The organism is Thalassotalea sp. PP2-459 (assembly GCF_001913705.1).
GTDB lineage: Bacteria > Pseudomonadota > Gammaproteobacteria > Enterobacterales > Alteromonadaceae > Thalassotalea_C > Thalassotalea_C hakodatensis.
This window is the reverse complement of the sequence record NZ_MKQD01000050.1, coordinates 1-21,544: the sequence shown is the minus strand read 5'-3', so window position 1 is coordinate 21,544 and position 21,544 is coordinate 1. Positions and strand designations below refer to the sequence as shown.

The following is a 21,544-nucleotide window of genomic DNA, read 5'->3' as shown; positions in this document are numbered from 1 at the left end:
TATCATATACGCAGAAAACTATAATAACGTTAAAAGTAGATACAATGTCGTTGCCAAAATCATATAATAAAATACTTCTTACACTTAGTTTATTAGCACTAACCGCCTGTTCAGGCGAAGAAGGTCAGTTAAGTCAAGCTGAACAAAAAGATAATAAAGAAAAACAAGAGTTTGCAATACCAGTTGAAGTCACATTTTCCAAAGTGGGAGATGTCGCAAAGTATTATCAAACCACGGCTATTTTAGAAGCAGAACAAGAAAGTAAAGTTGTTAATGAAGTAACAGGAATGCTTGAGTCTATACATGCACAGGAAGGTCAAAAAGTAAAAGCCGGGGATTTACTCGCTCAAATAGACCCACAAAGTTACAAACTTGATTATGAGCGTGCAAAAATTGACTATATGTCAGCTAATTCTGAATATAAACGAAGTCAACCGATAGATGGTGAACAATTAATTTCAGCGAAAGATCTTGATAAGCTCAAGTTTAGGGTTCAAACCACAGAAAACCAACTAGCATTAGCTCAAATTAAACTACGTGATACTAAAGTGGTCTCCCCTATCGACGGCGTTGTTGCTAAGCGTTCTGTAAAAGCGCATAACATGTTAAGTAATGTGGGTAACGATATGTTTCACATTGTTTCATTAAACTCGCTAATAGGCATTGTTTATTTACCCGAATCTGAGCTAAACCAAGTTAAAGTTGGTCAAGTGGCTAAGTTAAGTTTTCCGGCTGAGCCTTCATTATCGTTAGAAGCAAAAGTACTGCGTATCGCGCCTTTGGTTGATAGTAATCTAGGGACATTTAAAGTTACCTTAACCATCGACAATCAAGGCGGGGTTTTAAAACCCGGTATGTTTGCTCGTGTGGCTATACTCCTTGATAGTAAACAAGCAGTCACCATGATCCCTGAAAGTGCCGTGATCAAAAAAGATGGTAACGCTACAGTGTTTACCGCAAACGATAACCGCGCTAAAAAGCTCAACGTTAAGTTAGGCTATTCACAAGATGGCTGGATTGAAGTTATCACGCCATTAGCAAGTGATGACGGTGTGATCACGGTTGGTCAGCACGGCTTAAAAGACAATGCGCTTATAAATGTATTGAATCAAGATAAAAGTGCTGCGCTAGCACATTCTAACGACAACTCACAGCAGCTTTAAGCAACACTTAAGTAAGGACTATTTATGAATATTGCTAGGCTTGCTGTAAAGCGCCCAGTCACTATTACTATGCTAGTGTTGGCTGTAATGCTGTTTGGCATGGTAGGGTTTTCACGCTTAGTTGTGTCGCTGTTACCTGATCTAAGTTACCCCACCCTGACAGTAAGAACAGAAAATGCTGGGGCTGCTCCTGCTGAGATTGAACAGCTGATATCAAAACCTATTGAAGAATCAGTTGGGGTCGTTAACGGCATTCGCAAATTACACTCTATTTCAAAGCCGGGACAATCTGATTTAATCATTGAATTCCAATGGGGAACCAATATGGATCTCGCCATTATGGAACTCCGTGAAAAGCTCGATATGGTGGTGTTACCGGTAGAATTGAGAAAGCCGGTCATTTTACGGTTTAACCCCTCACTAGATCCTATTATACGCCTAAGCATTTCTGGTAATGCCGATACACATGCGCAATTACGTTCACTAAGAACGTATGCCGAACAAGAACTAAAACGAGCCTTAGAACCCATTGATGGTGTAGCTGCCGTGCAATTAAGTGGTGGTCTTGAACAAGAAGTGCAAGTGCTGCTTGACCAACAACAAGCAATGATGCGCGGCATAACAGCAGAGACAATTAGCAATCGTATTAAAAGTGAAAACATTAATGTATCAGCAGGCCGAGTATTTGACGGTCAACAAGAGTTTCTAGCGCGCACACTAAACCAATTCACAAATATCGAAGAAATTGGCGACGTCATCATCAAACAAGAAGAAGGACAAACAGTCTATCTTAAAGATATTGCAAAGGTAATAGATGGTGTAAAAGACCGTCAAGATATTACTCGTGTTAATGGCAATGAAGCAATTGAAATGGCATTGTATAAAGAAGGTGACGCCAACACTGTGGCAGTAGCCAAAAAGGTACAAGCCAAAATACAACAGTTGCGAGAAAACTTACCTGAAAATACAGAGTTAAAACTCTTATCAAACCAAGCTGAATTTATTGAAAAAGCCATTGACGAGGTAAAGCAAACAGCCATTATCGGTGGTCTTTTGGCTATCCTAGTTCTCTACCTTTTCTTAGGTAAATTTACCCCTACCCTTATTATCGCGCTGGCTATTCCAATCTCAATTGTTGCCACATTTAATTTAATGTTTGCCAACGATATTAGCCTCAATATTATGTCGTTAGGTGGTATTGCCTTAGCCATTGGTTTACTCGTAGATAACGCCATTGTGGTATTAGAAAATATCTACCGTAAAAAAGAGCAAGGCCAAAATACAGAGCAAGCGGCCATTGAAGGTACAAACGAAGTGTCGGGCGCAGTGACCGCATCTACATTAACAACACTCGCCGTTTTTGCTCCATTAGCTTTTGTTACCGGGTTTGCAGGTGAAATATTTAGTGACCAAGCTCTGACTGTCACATTTGCTTTACTTGCATCGTTATTAGTCGCGTTAAGTTTTATACCAACCTTAGCTTCACGTCAGTTTTCTATTCCAGAAGAAAGACATATTGCAAATACTGAAAGCAGCCACGACAAAGTTAAAACTGGCGGTAAAAAATGGCTTGGCTATTTCTTATTGCCATTCACCTTCGTATTAGTGAAAATCCCCTGCTTTATTGGCCGTTGGTTACTCAGAATCGCTATGATGATAGCGAAAATACTCAGCTGGTGTGCAAATAAGGTTATGCGCCCTGCCTATCTCGCCTTTAATAGCGTTTATACCTTGTTTGCTAAAAGTTATGAAAAGATTCTGAAGTCCGCTATGCAGCAGCGTATGGTTGTTGTCGTTGTTTGTTTAATTTTTGCCATCGCTATGACAAGTTTACTGCCGAAGGTTGGCATGGAATTAATGCCTGAGGTGGCGCAAACCGAACTCACCTTAGAGTTAACCCTTCGTCAAGGTACGCCCATTGAAAAAACTGATCAGCAGTTAAACCTATTAGCGCGTTCTGTGGTAGATATGACAGGTGTCATTCACACTTATAGCATGTCAGGCACGGGCAGCTTAATGATGAGTAGCGCTACACGCGGTGGTTCACATTGGGGACAACTCGTTGTTAAAACACGAACGCCTGAACAATTGACCGTAGTTCAAGAACAATTAAGAACCCAACTAGCTGCAATGGCAAACACCAACGCAGAATTTACCCAAAGTAAAATGTTTGAGCAAGAGCGCCCACTGGTTGTCGTACTAAGTGGCTATCAATTAAATGAACTTAAATATTTCTCAGATAAATTACTAGCGACGTTGCAGCAACAAAATCGCTTTGCCGACGTCACTACAACGCTACGTGAAGGACAGCCTGAATTAAAAATTGAGTTTGATCATCAAAGACTCAGCCGCCTAGGATTAACAGCAGCTGGTATTACAGATATATTAGCAACCAAAATTGGTGGTGATGTTGCAAGCAAATATAACCTAGATGATCGTCAAGTAGATATCATGGTGCAAGTTGAACGCAATGCACGTAATTCTGTCAATGCAATACGAGATATGATCGTTCATGGTCAAGATGGCCAAAGTGTCCCCTTATCTTCGGTAGCAAGAGTAACCGAGTCAATTGGACCAAATGAAATAAACCGCCTTGACCAAGCGCGAGTGGCTATTATTACAGCCTCTGTAAACCATGGCGATTTATCTACAGCAGCACAAGTTGTGCGTAGCGAAGTCGCTGCTTTAGGTTTACCTGAGCATATTTACAGCCAAGTAATTGGCCAAAATCAACAAATGGAAGAAGCTTATTCTTCGTTGATAATGGCATTACTACTTGCTGTATTCTTAGTGTATTTGGTAATGGCGTCTCAATTTGAATCATTGTTAAATCCATTCATTATCTTAATCAGTGTACCACTAGCTGTGCTAGGTGCGATATTCGGATTATTTATTACCGGCACAAACTTAAGTGTTATTACCTTCATTGGTCTGATCATGCTTAGTGGCATTGTCGTTAATAATGCCATCGTGTTAATTGACCGTATTAATCAACTACGTTCAAAAGAAATGGCAATGTTCGACGCAATATTTGCCGCTGCAACTTCGCGATTACGACCGATAATAATGACAACCATGACGACTGTTTTAGGTTTATTACCCATGGCAATGGCAACAGGTGAAGGTGCAGAATTACGAGCCCCACTCGCAATTACTGTTATGAGCGGCTTGTTGATAGCCACGTTTTTAACACTGGTGTTGATCCCTGTGTTGTATAGCCTGTTTAATCAAGAAAAAATGGCTAACATCGTTAGCGTTAACAAGGCTGAACATGAAGCAAGGTAAACTTAAAAAAAATTTAACCGCTCTGGCGCTAAAGCGGCCAGTGACCTGCTTTATGCTAATGGTTTCTATGTTTGTTGCTGGCCTTATTAGCAGCAAACTTATTCCGCTTGATAGCTGGCCCGCCGTTAATGCACCACAAGTTAACGTACAAATATCTTATCCTGGCTCTACGCCAGAAGAAATTGAACGTTTAATTACCAAGCCTTTAGAAGAAGCGATGTCAACGATGAACGGCGTAAATACCATTCGTTCTCGCACCACCGCTAGTTGGGCAAATTTGTCACTTCAAATGAAATTTACTACTGATCTAAACAGCGCAATATTAGAAGCGAGAGAAAAGGTCGATATGGTAAGGCACTTATTACCTGAAGACCTAGAGCGTATTAACGTAAGAAAGTTTTCAACGCAAGATATGCCAGTGGTAGAACTCACCTTGCTGAGTGAGAAATCACTCACGCATGATTACGAGTTATTAGAAAATCAACTCAAAACACCGTTAGAGCGCATTTCAGGTGTTGGCCGTGTGGAATTATACTTACAACAACCACGCATTTGGATCCAACTTGATCCTGATAAGCTAGCGATGAACCGTGTCGATATTCAAGCCGTGACACAGGTATTGCGTGATGCAAACTTTTTAAAGTCTGTCGGTGAAGTTCACACCAGCGATTATCGTTATACTGTTACTCCACAAGGCCAATACCGCAATATTGAAGATATTCGTGCACAACGAATAAACGAGCGTATTCGATTATCAGATATTGCGAGTGTTGAATACGCGCTAACCGAGCGCGAGTGGCAGCGCCGTGTAAATGGTGTACCTGCTGTTGGATTAGATATCTTCCGAGAATCTGATGCTAATGTGGTAGAAATATCAAATAAAATTAAAGCGGTGCTTGATGATGCAATGCAAAACCCGCGATTACAACATATTACCCTTAACTATGATCGCGATGACGGCAACAGCGTTGAAGTATCTATTGCTTCTTTATTAAAAGCAGGCGCAATAGGCGCTATCTTGTCATTTTTGGTGTTATGGTTCTTTTTACGTAATTTAAAACTCACCAGTGTTGTTGTTTTAGCCGTGCCTGTATCGCTCAGTATTTCACTGGCGGTTATTTATTTTATGGGCTTTAGCTTAAATATGTTAACCCTAATAGGCCTTATTATAGCCATAGGTCTACTGATAGATAACTCAGTAGTGGTTTGTGAAAGTATTTTACAACAACGCGCACAGGGTGACCAAGGCGCATCAGCGGTGATAGAAGGTGTTGATAAAGTCAGTACCGCTATTTTAAGCGCCACGTTAACTACCGTGGTTATTTTTTTACCCTTGCAAATGGGCGATAGCAACTTTTTAACGATAATGCTCCAACAAATAGCAGTATCGATTTGTGTTCCTTTATTAGTGTCATTAATAGTCGCCAAAACATTAATTCCCCTTTGTATGTATCGCGTGCTACCCAACAATGCTAGCGACAACGAATCTGGCTCAGACACAGCACAACAAAAATACCGTGCGTTTTTACGTTGGGGATTAACACACCCTAAACGTGTAGGTGCATTTTTCTTAATCATGTTCCTTAGTGTTATGGCAGCTAAGAGTATTGTTGATAAAAGTTCTAGTGACGCACAGTCAGAAAAAAGACTGCGAATATTTTATGAATTTACGGGCGAGCCGGATTTAGAAAAAAAACTTGATTACCTTAAACAAGTTGAATCTTACTTATTAACGCATAAACAATCACTCGGCATACACAAGCTTTATTCAGGTGTTTTTAGTCGTGGTGCTTGGTCACATATCAGGTTTGTAGAAAACTTACCTCGCCCTATTAATGACATAAAAAATGATATTAAAAATAACTTTCCGTTGTCGGCTTATGCAAAAGCCTCATTGCAAAGAGCTGAAGGCTCTCGCACCGCGGTAAGTGTTTATTTACATGGACGTTCAACCGCAAAACTAAATGACATAGCAACACAATTGATCCCCGTTATCGAGGCTCATCCACACTTTTCAGACGTAAAAGATAGTGCTGAGGGTCAAGTATACGAAATGCAACTTATCGTTAATCGTCAACGTGCAATGCAATTGGGGGTTTCAACACAAGACGTTGCGTTTAATATTGGTAATGCAGTTCGAGGCATCAATCTTAAAACCATGCGCACTATAGACAAAGGGGAAGTACAAATTGTTGCGGGTTACTTTGAAAAAGATGCTATTCCAATGGAAGATTTTAAACGCTTACCAGTAATGGAATCAAACGGAGCCGTATTAACGTTGCAACAATTAGTGGATATTGAAACGCGTCCTGCGCCACGCACTATTTCTCGCATGGATCGTCAAACTCAACTATCAATAGAAATGAATATTGAAGACGTTAGCCACAAAGAAGCCGCAGAATCATTAACTGAAATGATGAGCGCTATTACTCTACCTAAAGGCTATTCTTGGGGGCTTGGGCCAAAGTTTGCCGAACAAGATGAGTCAGTGAAAGATATGGCCTTTAATATGATCATTGCACTCTGTTTGATTTTCATGATCATGGCTGCTTTATTCGAATCACTGCTATTACCAATCGCCATTTTAAGTTCTATCGGCTTAGGTTTTGTTGGCGTATATTGGACCTTTGCTATATTAGGTATAGGCCTTGGTGAAACAGGCTTACTCGGCATGCTAGTGCTTATGGGTATAGTGGTCAACAACGGTATTGTACTTATTGACCAGATTAACCGCTACAAAGGCACTGCTGAGCACTTGCAACAAGCGATTATTGACGCCTGCTCAACCCGTTTAAGACCGATTTTGATGACAGTTGCTACAACGGTTATTGGTATGCTGCCTGTACTTTTTGATAGTAACTCGGCAGATTCAGGTGTATTAGATTATAAGCCTATGGCGATCGCTATTATTGGCGGCTTAATTTTTTCAACAATCACCAGCTTAGCATTTGTTCCCTATTGCTATTACATCCTTTATCGTCTTGGCCACGGAGCAAGTAATAAAGTAGCCAGAGCGAGAGCATACGCCAATCAAAAACTGGCTAAGCTAAATTAAGTGTAATAAATCAGTAACACCGAACAACACTTAGCACTGATCTATCGTGCCTGGGTGTAAATGCTCAGTCATTTATACCCGGCGTTGAAAATAGCGCTTCCACATACGCTGGCGATGCGCTTTTTTCTGCAAAGCGTTTTACTAGCTCAGTCAACGTGGCCTGCATACCATGCTGATGTTCAATAATGAACGCTTTTAACACTTGATGATATTGCTCTTCACCAAGATGCTGTTTAAGTTGCTGAAAGACTACTGGCCCTTTACCATATGTAATATATGCTTGCCCTTCTGCCTCTAACAACGATGGTTCGGGATCACCAGCAAACGCACGACCACTTTGATAGCGACGTAAATTGAAGGCCATCAAGCTTTGTTTCATTTTTTCGCCATACATCAAGCCTAATACATCAGCCTCAATTGATTTGGTTATTGATTCGGTAAGCACTTTTTCACCGTTGGTAATTTTAGGCACGAGTTTTTCACCAAACCACTGATGAGCGACTTCATGTATCGTATTTCTAGCAACATTATTTATCGCCGCGTTATCTTTATAATCCTGCAAAAAAAGCCGTTCATTTAACGCAACAACACCTGCTGATGCCTTACCGCCAAAGGGGTGATATTTAGGCACTTCGATTAGTCTCAGTGAAGAGTAACGGTAATCGCCGAAATGTTGCCGCATGTACGCTAAGGTAAATTGTGTTGCATGAGCGATTTCCTCAATATTACGTTGATGCTGAGGATGAAAATACAGCGTAACTGGAGTACCGCTAGCATCAAAATGATGCGCTTGATACTCAGCAGAAAAATATCCTACTATTGGATAAATCGGTTTATCTATTTGATATTGAAAGTAAGTACGTTTGCCTTGACGCCACTGTTTAAGTAATTTACCTGAAGTAAACGCCGTTTGTGTATGAACAGTCGAAAGTGTCGCGCTAAGCTTGCGTTTTTTTGTCATCAAACGCAGATCATGTTGATGCTTTTCAGCTTTCGGTTGGAGATTATATTGCTCGCGAGTAAAATTATCGCTAATTTCTAGCATAGGAGCATAACCTAATAACGGTTCAAAATTTCCCTGATGCAAATAAACACCATTGTCTACAATACCAGGATTAATTGCGAAAGGTTGTGATTGCATTGTTAAGGTATAGCTTAATTCGCGATGCTCGTTTGGTTGCATAGGTTGAGTGAGCTCAAATAAATAAACTTCTCCAAGTATACTTGTCTGTTGCTTTTGTAAGACAGCCCCTTCGATGGTAATTTTATTAAGGGGTTGCTTGCTAGAAATAAGCACCTGCTCAATTGAACGATTAAAATGATTAGTGATTTGGTTCACTGAAGCAATTTGAATACGCCGTTTTTTAGGAAAAATATCCACTGTCATTTCTGTTTGGCTAAATTCAGGGTGCGGCATGTCAGCAAAAGCCTGATAGTTGTTCTCATAATCAGCTTTAGCCGCCAATACGCTTGTCTCACTATTTTGATGCGCGTAAATAGGCATTTGTAGAGCAAGCCATACCCCTATCAAGATAAACACGCTAAATGAGGCTATCCCCCCTTTAAAAGTGATAATTGAAACGGAAGATAATCGATCACGCGTTAACCACCATCGCTGGCTTAGTAGCGCAGCAAAAATGGCAAACATCCCCCAATAAAGTGCCAAATAATTAAATAGCATTTCTTTGCCAGCAAAGCCAGCTATTGCTGAGTAACCACGCGTGAGATTCGGAAATTGATTTAGTTGTGCCAATGGAGAATGTACTCCCATTGACGCCAAAAACTGGCTGATAAAAACTAATATTAACGCACTGACTAGCATAGCCAGATATTTATTAGCTGAACTAGCATTCGCCACAAAGCTCTGCACCAAAAATAACAATATAGTTTGGTAAATGATAGGTGTTAGAGAGTAATAGCTTGTTAAAGCATACAATGAAAGCTCAATGTTAGAGTCGGTAAAAAACTGTTGATACACCAAGCAAGAGCAAAGCATTAAAACCAGCATGATAATGGGGAGCAACAACACGCTGGTAAGCTTGGCAACGTAGCTAGCAGTACTTGACAATGGCGTTGTCATTAACAGTCCACTCACTTTATGATCGCGCTCTATCCATAAGACTTCGGCAATGACAAACACCAAGATTACTAAAGAAAAAATATTAAATGCTTCACCTGCTTGACCAATTAACTCTGCGCTAGTCGTGTATTTACCCGAAAACTCTCCGCTATTAAACACGCCTGCCACCATCAAAATGCCAATAATGCTCATACACCACCATATTATTAACAAAATACGTACTGGCCAATTCGCAAGTAATTGTTCGCAATAAAATCTGACTTGTTGGGTAAATGAGTTAATCCAAAAGTGTTGAAAGCTTGGCTCGCAGATAACTTTTGATGTTTTAACGACTATTTGCTTATCGTCCTTAACAACAGGTTTAACTGGCAATATTAGTGATAAATAGTTTGGTGTAGTGGTTACGCTATGCCATAACCAACCAAAAATACTTATTGCCAATGCTATAACCCATAAACGGTTTATTAACATATAACCATCGAGCTGAATCGTTAGTTGATTCTTTTCAGCTGGTGTCCAAAACTGTGTCTGTTCAAAAAAGCTACTACTAGCGAATGGGTCTAATATCGCTAATACCTTCGTCCAACCACTTATTGATAAAGCAGATTCACCAGTAATAGGCGCATTAATAATAATCAACGCAAGCCAAGCAAACATCACTAATACGACACTTAACGCATAACTGACCTTTGCGCTCTTCCAAAAAGTAGTAACGGCGATCAATATACTAGTAACCAGTAACGTATTCGGAACTACAACCAACAGCCAAGGCCATAGAAAATCAAACACATTTAAAGGTAGTTGCGATGATGGGTCACCTGAGCTGATCATTAAGCTAAAAGCCATCCCAACCATCAACAATAAACTTAACATTAACATGAAACTGAGAATCACCAACCAGCGACTGAGTAGTATTTTTTTGCTCGGTAATGTGCCTGTAATACCATCAAATTTATACTCACTGTCTTTGAGCAAAATATTAATGCTAAATAACGCTGCAATAAAAGGTAAACAAATTGAAGTTAATGTTAAAAAGTAACTAATACGGTAAGGTGAATTCAGGGCTATTAAGTTCATGCCCTCACCTATTTGCTGAGTATTAATCAAAATACCATAAACAAATACCAACACAGCAAGCACCAAGACAGATCTTTGCTTAAATGCTATATAGCTTTCAAAAATTAATAATTGTTTCATCAATCAAGTTCCTTAAATTGCTTGTTTTAACAGGTGGAAATAACCATCCTGCAAATCAGGCGTTGCTTTAGAAAAGTTGCCTGCTGGGCTTTCTTGAGCCAACAGTCGAACCTGGCAACGTCCACCGATAAAACGAGTTGATAAAACGTGAAAGTCGTCACTAAATTGTGCAGCATTTTCACTGCTCATTTCGGCTTGCCACAAGCGATTGGATAACGGGTTAATCAGCGCTTGCGGCGAACCAATAAAGCGTAGCTGGCCATTATCTAGCACCGCCATGTCACGACAAAGGTTTTGAATATCTTCAACAATATGAGTTGAAAAAATGACAATCATCGCATCAGACAGCTCACACAATAGGTTATGGAGACTATGACATTCTTGCGGATCTAACCCTGCTGTGGGTTCATCAACGATGAGAATTTTAGGATTAGCTAATAAAGCTTGCGCGATACCAAAGCGCTGACGCATACCACCGGAATATTCTTCGACTGCTTGTTTACGATGATGGCTTAAGTTGGTTCGTTCTAATAGGTAATCAATTTGCTTTTGTCGTTCTTTCTTATTCGTTATGCCTTTGAGCTGACCTAGGTAGTGCAACAGTACTTCTGCTGATACCTTTGGATAAACACCAAACTCTTGTGGTAGATAACCTAACACCTTGCGAATTCGATTAGGCTCATGACTTATATCGTAACCATTAAACAGTATCTTTCCGCTATCAATTGGCTGTAAGGTGGCAATGCTGCGCATCAAAGTAGACTTTCCAGCGCCATTTGGTCCTAATAAACCAAACATACCGTTAGTTATTTCCATGGTAATTTTATTTAACGCCTTACCTTTGCCAGCGTAAGATTTATCCACTTGCTGAATACTGAGAGAGTTTTCTTGGGCCATTTTATGTTAACTACAATTGAAAAAAGATGGTTTCGATTGTGTGTTGAGGAATAAATAAAGGCTATCTTTAGCTAAAAAATATGACCAAGTTGTCATTTGTTAGGATAAACAAATAATAATGCACGTTATTGTGTTATACCCTGCATTTTTATGAGTTGCTCAGCTAAAAATAAGCGTTCATCAATAAAAACCAACGAAAATGGAAAATTCCCCCTAAAGCGTGTAGTGTCAATCAATACTTTTATCTAATTACCGGAGTATTTCTGGGTGCTCAACTGGTTTACTATTCGCCGTCATCAAACCGCTATGATGGTACTTATTGCAACGGTAGCTATTTGTAGTACGTTAATCACTTTTTTCAATAGCACCCAGCAAGACCTTTTTTTAGTCTCTAGCGCCTATATCGTATTATCTTACCTACTGTTTTTATTTTTGGTGTTTATCAAGGTTCGACAACAACGCAGCCCAAAATTTCTCCACAGGATTCCATTCGTTAAGACTGCATTAACATTCATTATGATGAGTTGTTTATTGATGACATTAGAGCAGATTTCACAGCATCGTTTGCTCTACAATAGCGGCGCTATATTAGCCTACGCACTCTTATTGTTTTACATCGTGAGCTACGTACAACAAAGAATGCCACAAGTCAGCGAAGTGATGAGTCACAAGCAATGGCGATTTTATTTGGTTTACGCGATTTTTTTGTTGGTTATATTTCTGATCAGCCCCACCATGGATCAAAGTGATCCATACGGGCCTCACTTCCAATTACGCATAGTCTTTTGGCTACTGTTTTTGCATATGGTTGTGAGTTGGGTTGTCAATTTATGGAAGTTAAATCAACAATTACGAAACGAACGTACGTACGCTGAGCTCTCGTTATTAAAAAGCCAAATTAATCCTCATTTTTTCTTTAACACGCTCAACAATTTGTATGGTTTAGCACTTGAAAAATCAGACCAAACGCCTGAATTAATCTTACGCCTATCGGGTATGATGCGTTATATCATCTATCAAGGCCAACATGACTGGGTAAGTCTTCAAGACGAAATAGATTATCTGAATAATTTTATTGAATTACAGCACGTTCGTTTTCAAAAGCGAGTATCTGTCAGTTTTAATACTGCCATTGAACAAGATATTAAAGTGCCGCCATTGCTTTTTATCAATTTAATTGAAAATGCGTATAAACACGGTGTAGAGAAACTAACCGACAATGCTTATGTATTGATAAACCTTACTGTTAAAGGGCAACAACTTACCTTTGAAATCGCCAATAATTATGATCCCACGGAGCAAAACGACATTATAGGTATTGGCTTAAGTAATTTACGTAAGCGACTCATGTTGTTGTATCCCGATAAACATCAATTAACAATTACCGATTCACAAAATCGCTACCATGTAATACTGGTACTGACTTTATCTGAGTCAAATATTTCAGGAGCATTAACCTGATGACTATTCGCTATATGATCATCGACGATGAACCAATTGCTCACCGCATTATCCAAGACTATTGTACCGATATGCCCCATTTTTCGTTAACCAACAATAGCTATAACGCGTTGCAAGCATTAGAGTACCTCAAAAATCACGATGTTGAATTAATATTTCTTGATATCAATATGCCCAAACTAAAAGGTTTTGACTTTCTGCGCACTTTAAAACACCCACCACAAGTTATTGTGACTTCTGCTTACCAAGAATATGCGCTTGAAGGATACGATCTTAATGTAGTCGACTACCTGCTAAAACCCTTTAGTTTAGCTCGGTTCATTCAAGCGATTAATAAAGTTTCTGAACAAGAAAGTATAACAAACACCGGTTCAACAACTCACACAACTCAAACAACCCAAACAATTTTTGTCAAAGGTGATAAACAGCACTATCAAGTACAACTCGCTGATATTGAATACATCAAAGCGTATGGTAATTACAGTATTCTCTATTTAACGGGCCATAGAATCATTATTCAACAAACAATGGTGAAGTTTGAAAAACAGTTACCTAGTGAGCAATTTATCCGCATCCATAAATCGTTTATTGTTGCAAAAAATAAAGTCAAATCAATACAGAGTAATAAAATACAGATAGGAAGCGCTTCACTGCCTATTGGGCAAACATATAAAAAAACACTTAATGAATGGACAAAATAAGTCACTACCCAATAATTTAAGCATTGTCATTCTATGGTTTGATTATTTAGGGAACAAAGTACTAATGAGTTAGTTTAAAAAGCTTATAGGCTTTGTTATTGATTTGAACAAGAACATTACACGGACGTAGCTTATTAGAGAACACAGGAGCACGTTCTCCTGAGCGACCATTCATGCTTTCCATCAATGCCTTGCCTCTACCTTTATCTTTCGCTAAATGACCAAATGTTTAATTTAATTGGTATAAGATCCAGTCTTGTTTTAATGGCGAAAAAAAAGCCACTAAAGAGTGGCTTTAATTTTTGAAGGTGGTGGAGCGGGGGGGAGTATCACCCCTAATTATGTAGTTGCTTTATACCCTAGTATAACAAGGAAAGTATCATTAACAAGACAACCAAATTCTACACTTTGTACTACCTCTTTGTACCACTAACTATAACTTTTTATCGACTATAATTTCGTTTCCATAAACAAGTTGGATATCTCAAAAGGGCCATTCAGAAAAATTGAAATGTTGAGATAATTTCATTATCACTCCTTAACTAAAGTAGTATTAAGCCATTTTTCGTTTCTATCAGAGCGGTTATCTTCTGTTATCCAAGTAGAACTAATACTGATATTACTTAAGCTTGATATAAGTTTACTAATCCGCTGCTCGTTCATATCGGTAAAAGATCGACCATCTTTTTCTCGTTGGCTATCTCCATACTTAAATGAAACGTACCAAATACCACTTGGTTTTAGAGCATTGGACAGTTTTTTTAATGTTGTTAGTAGTTCAATCTCAGGAACATGCAACAATGATGCACAACACCAAATAGCATCATATTTTTCAATATTATCAACATCATTAAATAACCCTTGTTTAACTTCAATTCCAGTATATGCACTAGCGCGAGAAGCCAGCTCAGAACTAGCGTCAAACGCTTCTACGGTATACCCCATATCTAAAAAAGCTTTAGTATCTCGACCAGAACCACAACCTGCATCAAGTATTAAATCACCTTTATTTAAGTCTTGAGTAAAGTGCTTATAGATATTACTCATATCTACATTTACTGTACCTAGAAAGAATTCATCCGCATTGTCTTGGTAAAATTGGATAGTCATTTTAAAACGTTATTATGCCTTTTATTTCTGGTTGCCATTCATGTATTAGCGTGGATTTAGCAATACTATAGTTTTGCTGTAAAAATTGCTTTCGTTTTAGTTCATTGTTGCCTGTTTGCTGTATTAACGTTTCACGCAAAGGCAAGTAACTATTGATAAAGTACTCATTTCGTTTATGTAATCGGCTAAGTAGTTCTATCGTTGGTACTCTAGCAAATTTTCCATTCACACCGCGGTTACAGTCTTTACAAGATAAAACAAGATTCCAAACACCATTTACATTAGCCATTTTCTCATTTAACGTCCATGGTAGAAAGTGATCAACATCAGCTAGGTTATCAGTATCACTACTGATATTTATCGGTGAATAACAATAGAAACAACGTCCTTTTTGATAACCGTTTAAGCTATCTCTACAGCTAGTTATATCAACTCTTCGCTCTCTACTACCAGAAAATAAAGTCTTTAACTCTTGATCATACTCAACAGTAATTAAATTTCGGGCAACGCCCATTTTCCAACCATGCTCTACTAGCTTCCAACGAGCTTCAGTTTCCTGTTCAAAATTAATGAATTGTTCATGCTCTGCAAGCTTGAAAAAATTATCAGTTATTCTTATGCCGCCATTTAATTTGCGTTCATCAATAAAGAAACGCTCTTTAATCTCTGCGTTATTTACAACATGAAATGCGTCTATAACATTAGCAAAGCCTAGCTTTACTGTTTGCTTAATAAGCTCGTCATGGCTTAATTCATTAGCATTAAAGTCCTTACAGGCGGTCAGAAATCTACTTGATTTTGAAGTTATTTGCTTAGGTTCAAGCTTTAAGTGCTCACAGAGGTGGTAACTAAAAGGTACTGCTAGTTGTTCCATTTTAACTAAATCATTTGAAACAGTATTAAGTTCATAAAGTGACTTAGCTAGTGCAAACTTATATGAGGCGACATTACGACCAAACAAGACAATTGCTCGCCAGTAATTATCAAGTGTGGGTTCGACTTTGTAAAATTCCATGTCTTTAGTATTTTGAAAGGTTAAGGGATAAACCTTACGATTAGAATCTTTCGGTGGCAAGTAATTTACGTGTTCATTCTACCTATAATATTCTTAACTGCTTGCACAGAAAATTCTTTGCCTGTAAATGTTTTCATACCTATACTCGAAAGCCTTTTTGAAATCTGAGTGTAATTGAGGCCATTCTCAAACATAGGCCCTACAACAACCCAAACTTTCTTTGCAAAAACATCAGCTTCTCGCTTCTTTGCTTTGTTTCTAGCATTAGTTTTATCACGAAGCCCCCCTAACTTTATTCCTTTGGATTTTGCTGCTGCGAGGCCTGCTTTAGTCCGCATACTAATAAATTCGCGCTCCTGTTCAGCTAGAGCCGCGTATATGTGTAATTGGAAGTTATCAGCATGTGGCATAGAACAAACTTTGATTTGTAAATTCTTATCATCCATAAGCGAAGCAATAAAAGACACCTTTCGGCTGAGTCGATCAAGTTTTGTGACAAGTAATATTGCATTTTCTTTTTTCGATAAGGCAATAGCTTTATTGAACTCAACTCGATTATTGTTTGTCCCTGAATCTACTTCTACAAACTCACCATTAACAACGTAAGGTGCTTCACTGTAATTTTGAAGGTAAAGATCTATGTCTCTTTGTTGACCGTCTAAACCATGCCCAGATCGTCCTTGTTCCTTAGTACTTACTCTACGGTAAGTGACGTATTTAATAGTCAATGTGATACCCTCACTTAAATTTAAAAAATAACAACGGTCGTTGTGCCTTTTAAATTAGGATAATCTCACTCTAATGTAAAGGTTAAAAAATTATAATAATCCACTCTTGAATAAAAATTGAAACCTAAGGTAAAGTTTTCCACAGGTTACACAATTTCAACTAGAGGCACGTATTTTGACTAATAGTGAATTCCACGGAACAGCAGTAATAGCAAGAGCGTTAGCAAAGAACCTTAGAGTGTTTGATGATAGAGCTGTAGTACCTCATTTATCATACTATAATAGTAGTTATTCCACATATAATATCCCCCTACTGACTTCTAAAAGAAATCTTTATAAAACTATAATAATAAATAAAAGTAAGAGTATTAATCTAAACTATGCGCTCAGAGCTTCAGTATTAGCTTTAAAAGAAATAAAACATCAAATCCCCGTGCATTGTACCGTCAACTTTAGTCAGAAATTCAGTAAATCATTATATAGTATGAAAAACCCAGTAAGTTACTGTGGTCAAAGATACAAGCAGTATTTCTCTCAAATTGGAATTGATGACTTCTTTCTAGTCATTGAAAAATCACGTTCAGGTAGACTACATGCTCATATTGTCACATCCGTTAATCAAAGTGACATCCCATATATTAAACAGTTACTTAGCAATTCAAATGAAATACAACTTGAACCAAATGGTAAACTTGAAGCTCATTCTGTTTTTATAGATTTAGGATATGAAATAAAAATATATAAACAACATATTGATAAACATAAAAAAGAGTTACTTGAAATGGAGATTGCAGATTATCCGGAACTTACTACGTGGAGAAAATCTAACCCAAGAGAAAGGCACTTAGGCATTTCATTCGTAAGAAGAGTAAATAGTATTGATGTCGGTCTACCTGATTACTTATGCAAACAGTTAAACTCCATAATTTTCAAAAATTCTATAAGTAATTTTTATATTTCAAACACATTAAGGAGAAAACTTAATGCAATAGCAGAACCTATAATAGAAGCTAACAAAATTTGTAAAGGATTTCGACATTGAAGAATACCTGTAAAACAGCTCTTATACTTGATTAATTTTTAGTAAAAAAAACAAAAATTTCAATCACAAAAAAACTCAACCCAAAAAAGCATTAAACATTTGAAGTATAAAGACTTATAACAATAACAACCAATAATTTGGGTAACTACTGTGTAAAAAACATGTAAAGAACACCCGGTGCAAACGCTGTCTATTTAATTCTTATACTTATCACATGATTTAATAACGGTTTCTAAGAAAGTGTAATGTCCTAGATTTTATAACTAATCTAGTACGGTATGGTGATTAAAAAAGTGGCTCATATTTAAAATTTCCTTATATTAAGCATTTATAAATAGTAATATTTAATTAAATAGCGCCACGGTTACATCAATAAACTTATTTAAAGAAGGGTTAATAGCGAAAAGCAGAGGTACAAACACCTTTATTTTTAATGAAGTTTCAAAAAGCTAATACTGAGAATTCTCAGGTAATCCTCTCTTACCTGCCCCTAAGTCTTTGAATACATTAAACAATATCTTATTAAACCAAAGAGGTATTATTTAATAAGTGTCAGTAATACCCTTCTTGATAGTTAAGTAAACTAAATATTGCTTCTGTAACAAATTGGATTTTTCTGGTAGTTTAAGTTTTAGTTCGTGGACAGGTGTTACTGAGACGTCTACATAATAAACGTTATAGGTCAAGGAAGTATGAGAGAAATCGAGGGGATTGAAGAAGCCGCAGAAATATTGCGACCACACATGGAAGAGTTTGATCAAAACTTTGAAATTGAAAACGAAAATTTCAAAGCTATTCTGCGTACTGAACATGATGATTTAGGAAGAATCCTAAAAAGTCATCTTATCATTGAATCATACATGGATAGGTTTTTAACAAGCCATTATGGGATAGATGATTTTGATGACGTTAGATTGTCCTTTGCGCAAAAAACAAAACTATTACCTACAGCTGCTAATGCGGTTGCTTTTGTTAAGCCTGGAATTAAAAAATTAAATACTATTCGTAATCACTTTGGACACAACCTTGATGCAAGAGTTGAAATGCATGAGCTAGGTGCTATCAATGATATCGTCGGTTTAATAAGGCCTACAGCCCAATTTAATTGCCCCGTAGAAAAAATTGAAGCATTTACAACTATTGCTTGTACATGGATGATTATTACGCCGCCAGAATTACAAGAATTGTTTATGCAAGCATTTTCAAACATCAGGGTACGAAGTCAAGACCTATAACACATATGAACCTTCTTCCGTCAAATAGGCAATAGTGTTTTTTTAGCTGCCGCTAGGCAGCTAATTGTGAATCAATCAGCAAAATAATCTACTTCGTTCTGTCACTGTGGCCGTTAAAATTGTTTACGGCAAACACATATAGAGGCTCTCTTATTGTGGTCTCATCACTGCCTAACTCAGTCATTCCTTTTGTTGGTTAGGGGTACTAGACATTTATCGGTTAACCTTACGAAGGCGCTATTCAAGTTAGTTGGCTCATAAGTCCAGTTAGTTTCAGGCTCAACTAAGGTGTAAACAATTTTGCTCATTGTTAATGCGCACCAATGGGGTGTCTAATCAAGCGCAAGTAGCTTATACCGCGACTGTATTTACCTGCGTTTAGGTTGGTTAAACCAAATCCATCACAAATAACACAAGACAGTTCTTGCTTATCTAGTTAGGCGTTCAGCTCACCCCATTTCACACGGATAGTTATAGGCTAAGGGAAAATTGCCGCCTCTTAAAAGGCAGGCAATTTTATATGAATCAATTTTATCGTTTTTGGCTTTACCACCATGAATGGCTTTCATGTACAAAGCATTGCCGAGTACAAAATCAATATTATGCTCATCACATAAATCACTGACCCAATACCAGCAATGCATACACTCGACACCAATTACTACTTGCCCAATATAGGGCTGAAGAAGTGATAATAACGCCTGTTTATCGGCCTTTATCTTTTGGTGAAGTACCTTTTCGCTCTTGTCATTTAATATGCAGACATAAAGAATTCGAGCATGTAGGTCGATCCCACAATAAAAATCGTGTAATTTGGTATAGAATTTCATTGAGCTTTCTCCTTTTGGTTTGGTCGCCTTGAAGTTTAGCCAATGGCTAGACTTCGGGGAGAAGGCTCAATAAGTATCAAGCGCATGTTGTCGGACTGTTTTTCCGCTGCGCTCCAAACCAGCAGTAAATGCGACTGATATCGCTTTAAGGTTCAGCACTTAACTCAATAAATGGAAGTATAATGACGCAATTAGATACTACGATTAAAAATGAAATAAACTCTCTTGTAACTTTAGGAGAGAAAATTCTACAGTTAGCATCTAGAGCTAGCAGTTCATTGAGTGGGAGTGATTTAGCAAGTGTATCATCTTGGGTAACTCGTATAGGGCAATTGGTCAGAAAACTATATGGTGACAAGAGTCAGCATTTTGATAATTATAATAGAGCAATATCTATAGATGATTTTTATACAATTAACAGCAATTGGTACGGTCATATTTCGCAGATTCACGGTCTTACTTTGACTGTTAAACATGATGTTGAAAATGATTTGCTGGGAAATATAAAAGGTTTACTACAAGCAGACATATTTTCTGATTTCCTTGAAATTGGAGAACACTTATTATCAGAAGGTTATAAAGATGCTGCTGCGGTTACAATTGGAGCAGTATTAGAAGATGGATTAAGAAAATTATGCGACAAAAATGGAATAGCTACAATAAAGCCTAATGGTTCACCGTTAACTATTGAACCTTTAAATACCGAACTAGCTAAACAAGCCATATATTCCAAATTAACTCAAAAGCAAGTAACAAGTTGGGCGCATATTCGAAATAAAGCTGCTCATGGCGAGTATAGTGAGTATGATAAATCTCAAGTTCAAATGATGCTTTTATTTGTACAGAGCTTTGCGGAGCAGCATTTATCATATCGATAAAAGTTATTTAAACGGACAAGAAACAGTTGGCTTTTGCTAGTACCTCGCTTATTTTAGCCAACAATTTTTAGCCGCTTAGCGAAGCGTTAGTGGTATTAAACATGAGCCCTGTTGAAAGTATAGAGTTGGAGTGGAATTATTCTCCGTTAAATTACCTAGAAGAGACTATTCAATTAGAATACGACGGAATCAGTATAGAAATTAAAGATGGAAAAGTTACTGCTAAGATCACACCTGAAACGTTTGAGCAATCTCCATCCATTCAAAAAAAATTGCAAGATATAGTTGAAAGTAGGTTTCATGCGGTACAAATATTTAATCATAAGAATTATGAGTTAAGTAAACCTTCACGTACTGATTTAAGACAAGACGGTAAAAAACATCACTACCTACAGTTAGAGTCTTTAACATGTAAGATCTCGGTGGGGACAATGGATTTTGTGGTAAAAGATAAACATGGAAATGTAAAATCGGATACTAAAAGAGAGAGGATTGATAAACAGCAATGGTATGCTGAGACTATGGAAAAACACAGGAAAACTGATACTACGTTACAACAACTAATTTCTAGTTATCAAATGTCGGTTAAAGACCCTGATAATGAATTTGTGCATCTATACGAAATTAGAGACGCTTTAGTAACTCGATTTACCTCAAAAAAGAATGCCCTTCGAGAACTTAATATTACTGATGACCAATGGGATGAAATTGGTAAATTAGCAAATGCTCTACCAATAAAGCAAGGTAGACACAGAGGTAAAGCGTTTGAGGGACTGTCCACTTCCCTTAAACTGAGACAGACATAATTAGAGTTTTCTGTAATGATTAATGCAGGAGACGACTATGAAAAAATCACGCTATACAGAA

The 21,544-nt window shown here is 37.7% G+C and carries 14 protein-coding genes and 1 pseudogene; 9 read left to right on the top strand and 6 right to left on the bottom strand.

The genetic code is table 11. From position 1 onward, the window contains the following. Window positions 1-44: 44 nt before the first annotated feature. Genes BI291_RS12420 through BI291_RS12410 form a run of 3 tightly spaced genes read left to right on the top strand, consistent with a single transcriptional unit; the run spans window position 45 to window position 7,503 of the window. A complete protein-coding gene (locus tag BI291_RS12420) occupies window positions 45-1,163 on the top strand; it encodes an efflux RND transporter periplasmic adaptor subunit (protein ID WP_074499092.1) in 1,119 nt (372 codons plus the stop codon). Window positions 1,164-1,187: 24 nt separating this feature from the next. Continuing rightward, entirely contained in the window at window positions 1,188-4,448 is a 3,261-nt protein-coding gene (locus BI291_RS12415; protein ID WP_074499091.1) for an efflux RND transporter permease subunit, read from the top strand. Continuing rightward, window positions 4,435-7,503 (top strand): efflux RND transporter permease subunit, encoded by a 3,069-nt coding sequence (locus tag BI291_RS12410; protein ID WP_074499090.1) that lies wholly within the window; start codon window positions 4,435-4,437, stop codon window positions 7,501-7,503. Before BI291_RS12415 ends, BI291_RS12410 begins: the two co-directional genes overlap by 14 nt. Before the next feature lie 64 nt (window positions 7,504-7,567). Here the strand turns inward: BI291_RS12410 and BI291_RS12405 are convergent, their stop codons facing one another. Then, complete coding sequence (locus BI291_RS12405; RefSeq protein WP_074499089.1) at window positions 7,568-10,780, bottom strand: M1 family aminopeptidase; 3,213 nt, start codon at window positions 10,778-10,780, stop codon at window positions 7,568-7,570. Between the two features lie 12 nt (window positions 10,781-10,792). Beyond that, entirely contained in the window at window positions 10,793-11,677 is an 885-nt protein-coding gene (locus BI291_RS12400) for an ABC transporter ATP-binding protein (protein WP_074499088.1), read from the bottom strand. Between the two features lie 534 nt (window positions 11,678-12,211). Here BI291_RS12400 and BI291_RS12395 point away from each other — a divergent pair. Together BI291_RS12395 and BI291_RS12390 are read left to right on the top strand one after the other, a co-directional pair. Then, entirely contained in the window at window positions 12,212-13,138 is a 927-nt protein-coding gene (locus tag BI291_RS12395; RefSeq protein WP_175573122.1) for a sensor histidine kinase, read from the top strand. Further along, the gene (locus BI291_RS12390; protein WP_074499087.1) at window positions 13,138-13,839 is read left to right on the top strand and encodes a LytTR family DNA-binding domain-containing protein; all 702 of its coding nucleotides are present in this window, start codon (window positions 13,138-13,140) and stop codon (window positions 13,837-13,839) included. Before BI291_RS12395 ends, BI291_RS12390 begins: the two co-directional genes overlap by 1 nt. A 531-nt stretch (window positions 13,840-14,370) precedes the next feature. Here the strand turns inward: BI291_RS12390 and BI291_RS12385 are convergent. From BI291_RS12385 to BI291_RS12375, 3 genes are all read right to left on the bottom strand, one after another. Next, window positions 14,371-14,949, bottom strand: a complete 579-nt coding sequence (locus tag BI291_RS12385; RefSeq protein ID WP_074499086.1) for a bifunctional 2-polyprenyl-6-hydroxyphenol methylase/3-demethylubiquinol 3-O-methyltransferase UbiG — start codon at window positions 14,947-14,949, stop codon at window positions 14,371-14,373. 1 nt (window position 14,950) lies between these two features. Beyond that, window positions 14,951-15,964, bottom strand: coding sequence for an HNH endonuclease domain-containing protein (locus tag BI291_RS12380; RefSeq protein ID WP_074499085.1), 1,014 nt, complete (start codon window positions 15,962-15,964; stop codon window positions 14,951-14,953). A gap of 65 nt (window positions 15,965-16,029) precedes the next feature. Beyond that, window positions 16,030-16,692 carry a recombinase family protein gene (locus tag BI291_RS12375; protein ID WP_254849575.1) on the bottom strand — a complete coding sequence of 221 codons (663 nt, stop codon included), beginning with the start codon at window positions 16,690-16,692 and terminating at the stop codon, window positions 16,030-16,032. Window positions 16,693-16,867: 175 nt separating this feature from the next. On the opposite strand from BI291_RS12375, the gene BI291_RS12370 reads away from it, so the two are divergent. Continuing rightward, window positions 16,868-17,734: a hypothetical protein gene (locus tag BI291_RS12370; protein WP_074499084.1), complete on the top strand. Its 867-nt coding sequence runs from the start codon at window positions 16,868-16,870 to the stop codon at window positions 17,732-17,734. Between the two features lie 692 nt (window positions 17,735-18,426). After that, window positions 18,427-18,969 (top strand): hypothetical protein, encoded by a 543-nt coding sequence (locus BI291_RS12365; protein ID WP_074499083.1) that lies wholly within the window; start codon window positions 18,427-18,429, stop codon window positions 18,967-18,969. A 455-nt stretch (window positions 18,970-19,424) separates the two neighbouring features. Here the strand turns inward: BI291_RS12365 and BI291_RS12360 are convergent. After that, a pseudogene (locus BI291_RS12360) lies at window positions 19,425-19,799 on the bottom strand (transposase); the annotation flags it as partial. Window positions 19,800-19,981: 182 nt separating this feature from the next. Here BI291_RS12360 and BI291_RS12355 point away from each other — a divergent pair. Both BI291_RS12355 and BI291_RS12350 read left to right on the top strand, forming a co-directional pair. After that, on the top strand, window positions 19,982-20,677 hold the full coding sequence (locus BI291_RS12355; protein ID WP_074499082.1) for a hypothetical protein: 696 nt from the start codon (window positions 19,982-19,984) through the stop codon (window positions 20,675-20,677). Between the two features lie 101 nt (window positions 20,678-20,778). Then, window positions 20,779-21,483, top strand: a complete 705-nt coding sequence (locus tag BI291_RS12350; RefSeq protein ID WP_074499081.1) for a hypothetical protein — start codon at window positions 20,779-20,781, stop codon at window positions 21,481-21,483. Window positions 21,484-21,544: the final 61 nt, after the last annotated feature.